11 protein-coding genes are annotated in these 9,835 nt (G+C 30.1%); 9 read left to right on the top strand and 2 right to left on the bottom strand.

The genetic code is table 11. The features are described from left to right. Positions 1–112: 112 nt before the first annotated feature. The 6 genes from AMN95_RS05240 (at position 113) to AMN95_RS05215 (ending at position 5,266) form a co-directional block, all read left to right on the top strand. Positions 113–547, top strand: a complete 435-nt coding sequence (locus AMN95_RS05240; RefSeq protein WP_075522910.1) for a carbonic anhydrase — start codon at positions 113–115, stop codon at positions 545–547. An 11-nt stretch (positions 548–558) separates the two neighbouring features. Continuing rightward, positions 559–1,617, top strand: coding sequence for an MBL fold metallo-hydrolase (locus AMN95_RS05235; RefSeq protein WP_075522909.1), 1,059 nt, complete (start codon positions 559–561; stop codon positions 1,615–1,617). A gap of 6 nt (positions 1,618–1,623) precedes the next feature. Further along, complete coding sequence (locus AMN95_RS05230; RefSeq protein WP_075522908.1) at positions 1,624–2,166, top strand: tetratricopeptide repeat protein; 543 nt, start codon at positions 1,624–1,626, stop codon at positions 2,164–2,166. A gap of 55 nt (positions 2,167–2,221) precedes the next feature. After that, positions 2,222–2,731: a TRAP transporter small permease subunit gene (locus tag AMN95_RS05225; RefSeq protein WP_075522911.1), complete on the top strand. Its 510-nt coding sequence runs from the start codon at positions 2,222–2,224 to the stop codon at positions 2,729–2,731. Positions 2,732–2,733: 2 nt separating this feature from the next. Then, complete coding sequence (locus AMN95_RS05220) at positions 2,734–4,071, top strand: TRAP transporter large permease (RefSeq protein ID WP_075522907.1); 1,338 nt, start codon at positions 2,734–2,736, stop codon at positions 4,069–4,071. A 118-nt stretch (positions 4,072–4,189) separates the two neighbouring features. After that, positions 4,190–5,266 (top strand): type 2 periplasmic-binding domain-containing protein, encoded by a 1,077-nt coding sequence (locus AMN95_RS05215; RefSeq protein ID WP_075522906.1) that lies wholly within the window; start codon positions 4,190–4,192, stop codon positions 5,264–5,266. A gap of 43 nt (positions 5,267–5,309) precedes the next feature. On the opposite strand, the gene AMN95_RS05210 is transcribed toward AMN95_RS05215, so the two are convergent. After that, entirely contained in the window at positions 5,310–6,065 is a 756-nt protein-coding gene (locus AMN95_RS05210; protein ID WP_075522905.1) for an SDR family NAD(P)-dependent oxidoreductase, read from the bottom strand. Further along, positions 6,066–7,442, bottom strand: coding sequence for an aldehyde dehydrogenase family protein (locus AMN95_RS05205; RefSeq protein ID WP_075522904.1), 1,377 nt, complete (start codon positions 7,440–7,442; stop codon positions 6,066–6,068). Between the two features lie 72 nt (positions 7,443–7,514). On the opposite strand from AMN95_RS05205, the gene AMN95_RS05200 reads away from it, so the two are divergent. The 3 genes from AMN95_RS05200 to AMN95_RS05190 form a co-directional block, all read left to right on the top strand. After that, a complete protein-coding gene (locus AMN95_RS05200) occupies positions 7,515–8,678 on the top strand; it encodes an iron-containing alcohol dehydrogenase (protein ID WP_075522903.1) in 1,164 nt (387 codons plus the stop codon). Beyond that, positions 8,678–9,472 (top strand): glutamine amidotransferase-related protein, encoded by a 795-nt coding sequence (locus AMN95_RS05195; protein ID WP_075522902.1) that lies wholly within the window; start codon positions 8,678–8,680, stop codon positions 9,470–9,472. Before AMN95_RS05200 ends, AMN95_RS05195 begins: the two co-directional genes overlap by 1 nt. A 1-nt stretch (position 9,473) precedes the next feature. After that, positions 9,474–9,835 (top strand): SOS response-associated peptidase (locus AMN95_RS05190; RefSeq protein WP_143323771.1); only part of this gene is annotated, 362 nt, incomplete at its 3' end.

Below are 9,835 nucleotides of genomic sequence, written 5' to 3'. Positions count from 1 at the left end.
CTAAACTTATCTAATTCATCAACAGATTTAGGAATTTTATTAGTGTGAGCAAAACTATTACAAGTTAATGAGGAAACCCAAAATTTTGAATACAAAATTTTAAATTAAACAAATGCAACTAAAATTTAAAGCTATGGTGCTTTCTTGTATTGATCCAAGATTTCAGCCATTAGTTTTTAACTTTTTAAAAAAAAAAAAATTAATTGGAAAGTACAGTGCATTTACAATAGCCGGTTCATCTGTAGGAGTTACTCACAAAAAATTTAAACGTTGGCATCAAACTTTTTTTGACAATTTAGCAGTATCAATATCATTACATAATATTGAAAAATTGATAATTATAAATCACAGAGACTGTGGTGCAGCAAAGATAGTAAGTATTAATAAGGAATTTGATGAACAAAATGAAACAAAAATTCACTTAAATTCTTTCTTTAAGTTACAAAAAATTATAAATCGAAAATTTCCTAAATTAAAAACAGATTATTATTTACTATCGTTAAATAAAAAAATTAAAAAATTTAATATAAGTTTAAATGCAGGTTAATAATTCAGTTTATGTTAAAATGTTTAGGAATTTTTGTTGTTTTAGTCTTACTGAATTCCACAATTAAAGCTATGGAAAATAAACCTTATCACCATTTATCAGACGGTACTTTTAGAAATCCTGAAGGATCACCAAAAAGAGATGAAAATATAAAATGGTCATATAAAGTATTCTTAAAAGAAAAAAAGAAACTTGATATGACTGTTCCAAAAGAACATGTCGTTGATAAAAGGAAAGTTATTTCAGATTTAGAAAAATTTAAAAATGATGACTATATTTTATGGATTGGACACGCATCATTTATAATAAAATTAGGCAACTCAACAATAATTACTGATCCTGTTTTTTCAAAAAATGCTGGACCACTAATTTTTGGTCCTAAGAGATTTACAGAGCCAGCTTTAAACCTTAATGAAATCCCAAATATTGATTTATTTTTACTAACTCACAACCATTATGATCATTTAGATATTAGGACAGTAAAAAGATTCCCATTTAAAAAAGCAAAGGTCATTTTACCATTAAAACTTGGTAAATATTTTTCTAGAAACGGATACAGAGATGTGAATGAAATGGATTGGTATGATAGTCTGATGATAAATGAAGAATTAAAAATTACATTTCTACCTGCAGTGCATTGGTCAAAAAGAAGCTTGACTGATACAAACAAGACATTGTGGGGTAATTTTTTAATTGAATATAAACAAAAAAAAATTTTATTTGCATGTGATACTGGTATTGGAAATATATATAAAGATTTAGGTGATAAATATGGCCCAATTGATCTTACAATAATAAATATTGGAGCATATAATTTTTATCCAATAATGCCCTATAAAGATAAATCTGTTTACCATACTAATCCAGAGGAAGCACTTAGTATTGCAAAAGATTTAAAAAGTAAAAAAGTTTTAGGAATGCATTGGGGTACGTTTGTTTTGTCTTTAGAACCAATAATGGAGCCGCCAGCACGATTTAAAGAAAACGCAGAAAAATATGGTTTTAACAAAAAAGATGCAATTGTTTTTAAGATAGGTCAATTATCACTAATTAACAAAATTTTTGAATAAATTCGAATGAGAAGAATTATTATCTTTGTTTTATTTATCACTACTGGCGTCTCAATAGCTAATGAAAGAGACATCAAGTTAGATAGACTATTTGATGACCTTAAAAATTTAAACTCAAAATTGACTTATGAAACAGAGCAACAAATTTGGAAAATTTGGAGCACTCATCCAACAGATCAAAAACTAACAACAATATTAAATCAAGGATCAGAATTAGTTTTATCTCAAAAGTACGTTGAGGCAGTCCATGTTTTTTCTAAAATTATTAAACTTGATCCAACTTGGGCAGAGGCATGGAATAAAAGAGCAACTGTTTTATACTTATTAGGAGATTATGAAGGCTCACAAAGGGATATTAATGAGGTACTCAAATTAGAGAGCAGACATTTTGGAGCTTTATCGGGTCAAGGATTAGTTAATATTAAGCTTAAGAATTATGAAAAAGCAATTAAAAGTTATCAACAAGCCTTGGAAATTTACCCCTCAATGAAATCCCATAAAATAATGATTAAACAAATAGAGGAACTAATACAAGAGGAACTAATTTAATTTCAATTTGTAAGATAATTTCATTTGTTTTATAAATTAAAAAAAATATTTGATGATGCCAAAATTTATATCCTCATATGTAAAATACGTTGATCTAATTTGTGAGAAAGTTGGAAGATTTGTCATGTACTGGGTTTTTTTTATGATGTTTCTCCTTATTTTATCTTTTGTGACAAGAAATATTATTAATTATCCCTTGATGTGGATTATAGAAATGGCTCAATTTACTATAACTGCTTATTATCTGCTTGGTGGTGGATATTCAATGATCACAGATGATCATGTTAGAATGGATTTATTTTATGGAAAACTTTCAAAAAAAGGTAAAGCAAAAATGGATATCTTTACCAGTGTTTTCCTTATTTTTTATTTAGTTTTATTGTTTATTGGTTCAATAACAAGTTTGATTTATACAATCGAAACAAAACAAAAATTATTCACAGCATGGGCACCATATGTTTGGCCAATTAAAACATTAATGCTAATAGGAATTTTATTAATGTTACTTCAAGCATTTTCAACTTTGTTTAAAGATATTGCCAAAATGAGAGAGAGAAAAATTTAATAATGTTAGCTCAATATTTAAGTTACGAATTCATAGCATTATTTATGTTTATAACAATGCTTGTAATGATGTTTACAGGACAAAGAGTCTTTGGAGCTATTGGTTTTGTTGCAGCAGCTTCAGCATTATTAATCTGGGGTGAAGGCTCTATGGAAATGCCTTACACAGCTACATGGAAACTTTTTAAATGGTATCCAATGTTAACATTACCATTATTTATTTATATGGGTTTCATGATTTCTGAGTCCGGCATCGCAAATGATTTATATAAGATGTTTCATGTGTTGTTTGGCGGCTTAAAGGGAGGATTAGCAATTGGAACAATGTTTATGATGGTAGCTATTTCTGCAATGAACGGTTTAAGTGTTGCTGGTATGGCAATAGGAGCAACAATAGCTTTACCTGAAATGTTAAAGAGAAACTATGATAAAAGAATGATTACAGGAGTTGTTCAAGCTGGAAGTTCTCTTGGTATTCTTATTCCACCAAGTGTGGTGATGGTTTTATATGGTATGATTGCACGTCAACCAGTAAGTAAACTTTGGATGGCTGGAATTTTACCAGGTTTGTTAATGGCCACATTATTTTTGATTTACATTTATGTAAGATGTAAATTACAGCCAGAACTTGGTCCCCCTTTGAAAAAAGAAGAGAGAGAAGTAAGTTCTCTTGAAAAGATTAGGTTGCTCAAAGCTGGAATAATTCCTTTTTTAATATTTTTTTTCATGACAGGTTTATTTTTAATGGGAATAGCAAGTTTAGTTGAATGTTCAGCTGTTGGCGCGTTTTTAGCAACTTTAGCAGCTATTTATAAAAGAAGATTTAATAGACAAGTTTTAGAAAATACTCTTAAAAAGACTTTAGGTGTATCTTGTATGTTCATGTGGATCATATTAGCTGCTTTAACTTTCGGAGCTGTGTTCGATGGTTTAGGAGCTGGACGTGCAATTGAAACTTTATTTATTGAAAGATGGAATTTAACACCATGGGGAGTGTTAATAATGATGCAATTATCTTATATTTTAATGGGAATGTTTTTAGATGATACAGCAATGTTAGTAATTGTTGCACCGCTTTATGTGCCTTTAATTATTTCATTAGGATTTGACCCTATATGGTACGGAGTTCTTTACACAATAACATGCCAAATTGCTTACATGACACCTCCATTTGGGTACAATTTATTTTTAATGAGAGCGATGGCTCCAAAAGAAATTACTCTTCAAGACATTTACAGATCTATTCTTCCATTCGTTCTTATTATGGTGATAGGTTTAGCAATCGTTATGGCTTTTCCCGAAATCGCAACTTATATGCCAGAGAAATATTTATCTCGATAATTCAACTTAAGGTTTAATTTATTTTTAAATTTCATTAAGTTTTCATAGATAATTAAGTTTATTAAGATTTTAATTTATAATAATATTTTTAGATATTTATTAAACGAGAGGAGACCAAGTGAAAAAAAATAAAAAAATAATAACGAACAAAAGACGTTCGTTTATTAAAAAAGCAGGTTTACTAACGTTAGGTGCAGCAGGAGCAACAGCTATTAAAGCCCCTTATGCTTATTCTGCATCAAATCCAATCAAATGGAGACTACAGACTTATTCTGGTGCTCCACTTGGTGCACATGTTATTAAGCCACAAATAGAAGCTTTTAATAAAGCTGCATTCGGTGAAATGGAAATTGAACTTTACTATGCAGATCAACTTGTTCCTACAGATGAATTGTTTAGAGCAATGCAAGCAGGAACTATTGATGCTGTACAGAGTGATGATGCCACAATGGGATCACCTGTAGATATTCAGGTTTTTGGTGGTTATTTTCCATTTGCAACTAGATACAGCTTAGATGTTCCATCTTTATTTAAATATTATGGTTTAAATGAAATATGGGATGAAGCTTACAGTGAAGTAAAAGGTGTTCAATGGCTAAGCACTAGTGCTTGGGACCCATGTCATTTATTTACAGTAAATAAAAAAATAACAAAACTTTCTGACATGAAAGGACTACGTGTGTTTGGTGTTCCAACAGCAGGTAAGTTCTTAGCAAGATATGGATTAATTCCTGTTATTGTACCATGGGATGATGTTGAGGTTGCTATGCAAACTGGAGAACTTGATGGTGTTTGCTGGTGTGGATTTACTGAAGCTTACGAGGTAGGTTGGGCTGATATTTGTAAATATGCACTAACTAACTCAGTGACAGGCGCATGGTTTGGATCATATTTTGCTAATCAAAAAAGTTGGGATAAATTAAGTCCAAAACTTCAAGCTCTTTACAGAATGTCGATTAATGACTCTCATTACTACAGACAAGTATGGTATTGGGGTGGTGAAGCTGACCTTCGTGTTAATGGTAAGAAAATGGAACTTACAAGTCTTCCAGCAAACGAGTGGAGTCAGGTAGTTAAGGACTCTGAACAATTCTGGGATGAGACTTCTAAGATTAGTCCAAGAGCTAAAAAAGTTGTTGATGCATTTAAATTATATGCAGCAACAATGGAAAAAGCCGGATATCCTTACAGATAATAATTAAATTTAAGGCGCCTTTAATTAGGCGCCTTATTAAATATTAAGGTTTTGAAGTAATCCCACCATCGACTATAATTTCAGTTCCAGTAATATAATTAGCCTGATCACTCAATAAGAACATACAAGTATTAGATATATCTTGAGGTTTCCCAACCCTTTGAAGTGGAATGAATTTTTCTAAATTTTTTTTTGCATTCGGATTTTTTTTCCAACGTTTTTGCATACCGGTTTCTATTGGACCAGGTAAAATTGTATTTGATCTAATATTTTTAGAAGCAAACTGAATTGCTAATGATTTTGAAAGCCTAATCATCGCAGCTTTTGATGCACCATATGCATCTTGTGGCTTATCATCACCAGACAAAGCGTCTACAGAGGAAATATGAACCATTGAACCAAAATTATTTTTTTTCATTAATGGAATAATTATTTTTGATAAATGCATCATAGATTTTAAGTTAATCTCAAAAACTTTATTCCAAACTTCAGGCTTTATATCTGTTGCTGACACATCCTTATTAAACCACAGAACGCCTGTAGTATTAATTAAATAGTCAACACTTTTTTTTTCTTTAAAATATTTTTCTATTATAGATTTTAATTTTCTCAATTTAGTTACGTCTACTTTTTTATATATGCAGTTTATATTTTCAGATAAATATGACTTACTTGGACTTTGAATATCCAACATAAGAACATTAATATTATTTTCAGATAACATTTTTGATATTTCTAATCCCATGCCACCACTGGCTCCAGTAACTATTGCGTTTTTACCTTTATAAGTGAGTTCCATCTATTGCTCTTTTCTTAAATGAAAACTTTTAGGAGCTGTGAGTTTTTCATAAGCAACTTCAGATAATGAACATCCTTTTCCGGTTTCTTTAACACCAGTCCAAGATAATGCTGGATCAAGATAATCACATCTGTTCATGTAAAAAGTTCCAGTTTCTACTTGATTTCCAATTTTTTCAGCAATTTCAATATCTTTTGTCCAAATTGATGCTGTCAAACCATAAGGACTATCATTCATCAATTTAATTGCCTCATTTTCATCTCTCACTTTCATAATTCCAACACAAGGTCCAAAAGTTTCTTCTGTCATAAAATTCATTTCATGATTAACGTTTGTTAAAATTTGAGGAACTAGATAATTCTTGTGCTCTTTTGGGTAATTAAATTTATTTTCATCAATCATTTTTTTAGCACCTTTATTTATAGCAGAATTCATTTGATTGATTATAAATTCAGCTGCAGATAATTTGACAACTGGACCTAAGTTTGTTTCTTTTTTCAAAGGATTACCAAAATTATAATTATAAGTTTTTAATATAAACGACTCTAAAAATTTATCATAAATCTTTTCATCTACATAAATTCTTTCAATTCCACAACAGGACTGACCTGAATTAAAAAAAGAGCCATCAACCAAGTTTTCAACAGTTTTTTCTAAATCACAATCATATCTTGCATAAGCAGGGTCTTTACCTCCAAGTTCTAACGCCATATCTATAAACTTTGTGTGAGTTGCTTTTTGAACTTCATAACCTGCTTTTACTGAACCGGTAAAAGATACAAAATTTACTCTTGGATCTGATACTACTTTCAATCCATCTTTATGATTTAAATGCAAAAAGTTAAAAACATCTTTAGGTAAAGTCTTTTGAGCTGATTGATATAGCTGTTCAGCACATAATGGAGTTTGTGCAGAATGTTTTAATATTACACAATTTCCTGCTGCCATAGCAGGAATAATTGAATTAACTGCAGTAAGATAAGGATAATTCCATGGTGCAATTACAAACACAACTCCTAGAGGTCTTCTTTTAATAAAATTTTTAAAATTATTATCTTTTGTAACATCAATATCAGCCAATTTTTTTTCAGCAATTGATAACATATAGTCAGCTCTTTCTTTAAAACCACCAAGTTCACCAGCTGCTTGTGAAATTGGTCTTCCTATTTGTCTACATAATTCTTCAGCAACAACCTCTTTTTTTGATAAAAAATCCTCTACAAATTTATTTAATAACTCAACTCTTTCTTTGACATTTAAATAACCCCAACTTCTTTGAGCTATAACAGAATTGCTAAGTGTTTCCTCGATTTTATCTGAGTGATATTCTCTCTCGATATAAATTTGGTTGTCTATTGGACTTATTGTTTTTTGCATAATTATTTGGTTAAATTTACTTTATTAAATGATATATATCATCAAATATTTCTTAAACAGTAAATAGATAACATGCAAAAATATAACTGGAATTATCCAACAACAATGTGGGTTGGTGAAAATAGAATTAATGATATTGGCTCTGCTTGTAAAACTTTAAATATTAAGAAACCTCTTTTAGTTACTGATAAAGGTCTCTCAAAATCTGATATTGTTAATAATACTTTATCAATTCTAAAAAGTGAGGGAATAAGTGCAGAACTATACTCCAATGTAGTAGGCAATCCTACAGGAACAAATGTAAAAGAGGGTGTAGAAAGTTACAAAAAAAATGATTGTGATGGTGTAATAGCTTTTGGCGGTGGAAGCGGATTAGATGTAGGAAAAGCAGTAGCATTTATGTCAGGTCAAACTTTACCTATATGGGAGTTTGAAGATGTTGGGGATAATTGGACTAAAGCCAATTCAGATAAAATAGCACCTATCATTGCAGTTCCAACTACTGCTGGCACTGGTTCAGAAACAGGAAGAGCATCAGTAATTTTAAATGAAGAAACAGGTGTTAAGAATATTATTTTTCATCCAAAATTTTTACCATCAATTGTTATTCTTGATCCTGTTTTAACGGTAGGTCTACCTCCTAAAATGACTGCTGCAACTGGTATGGATGCACTTGCTCATAATTTAGAAGCTTATTGCGCACCAGGATATCATCCTATGGCTGATGGAATTGCATTAGAGGGTATGAAATTAATTAATAAATGGTTACTTGAAGCAGTCAATAATGGGTCAAATATAGAAGCGCGTATGAATATGTTAACAGCTGCAAGCATGGGATCGACAGCTTTTCAAAAAGGATTAGGCGCAATTCATTCATTAAGTCATCCAGTAAACGCCTTGAACAATGTTCATCACGGTCTATCAAATGCAATCTTTATGCCTTATGTTTTAACTTTTAATAAAGATGTTATCGAAAATAAAATATTAAAAATTTGTGATTATTTGGAGTTAAGTGATAAATCGTTTAGTGGTTTTATTAATTGGGTTTTAGAATTAAGAAAAAAATTAGATATGCCTCATAAGCTATCTGAAGTAATAAATGAAAAGGATCTACAAATAGATCGTCTATCAAAAATGGCTTTAGAAGACCCTTCTACTGGCGGAAACCCTAAAAAACTTACAGAGGCTGATATGAAAGCAATGTATCAGTACAGTATGTCAGGAACTCTTTTTTAATGATTGATTTAAATATTCTAATCGTTGAAGGGAATGATCCAAAAAATAATGAATTTTTTGTGAAAGCTGCAAAAGCATCTTGTTCGCAAAACTTAAAAAATTTAATTTTAAAATTAGAACCGAATTCAAAAATAGAAATTATAAATCCTGCAAGAGACGATGAGACAAAAACTGCACTAGAAAATATTAAAAAGTATCATGGAATCATTTTTACTGGAGGGGCTATGAGATTAAACGATATGACTGAAGAAATTAAGAAACATATAAATTTTGCATCCAATTGTTTTAAACATGAAAATAAGATTTTAGCTATTTGTTGGGGTTTACAAGTCTGTTCAGTTGCAGCAGGAGGAAAAGTATCCCCAGGAAAAAAAGGAGCACATGTAGGTATAGCATCAGATATAGAAATTAATGAAGAAGGTAAAAAAAACCTTATTTATAAGAATAAAAAAATTAAATTTACTTCTCCAGCATTTAATTATGATGAAGTTTGTGAAATTCCTCCAGGAGCTACTTTGTTATCTAGTGACAAAGTAAATAATGTGATGGGATTATATTTTACATCAGGAAATTCTAAAATTTGGGGGCTTCAATACCATCCTGATTATGAATATTGGCAGATGATAAATTTATCGAGCGCTAGAAAAGACCGTATATTAAAAAATAAAGTTTTTAATAATGAGGATGAATTTCAAAAACATTTAAATTTTATAAAAGAAGAGGATAAAAAACTTGATTTTGAAAATAGAACTCATGAAATAAGAAATTGGTTAAATCACATAAAAATTCATTAAAATGTGTGGAAGATACGTAATTACTAACCCAGTTTTAAAAACTGAAAAGATAGTTAAATCTGCAATTCAAGTAAAGGATATTCAAAATTATAACGCTCATCCTTATCAAAATCTTCCAGTAATTAAAAAATATAAAAACGGGAACACTTTAGAGAATTTAAAATGGGGTTTGATACCTAGCTGGGCAAAAGATAAAGAATTTAAAGCTTTGATAAATGCAAGACTAGAAACAATTGATGAAAAAGTATCTTTTAAAAAATTAATTAAGAACTTTAGATGTGTTGCAATTGCAGATGGATTTTATGAATGGAAAAGAGAAGACCAAGTAAAGACACCTCATTATTTTACACGTGAAGATAAAAA

This window comes from Candidatus Pelagibacter communis (genome assembly GCF_001180185.1).
Taxonomy (GTDB): domain Bacteria; phylum Pseudomonadota; class Alphaproteobacteria; order Pelagibacterales; family Pelagibacteraceae; genus Pelagibacter; species Pelagibacter ubique_F.
The sequence above is the reverse complement of the archived record's forward strand: the minus strand, read 5'-3'. Positions and strand labels throughout refer to the sequence as shown.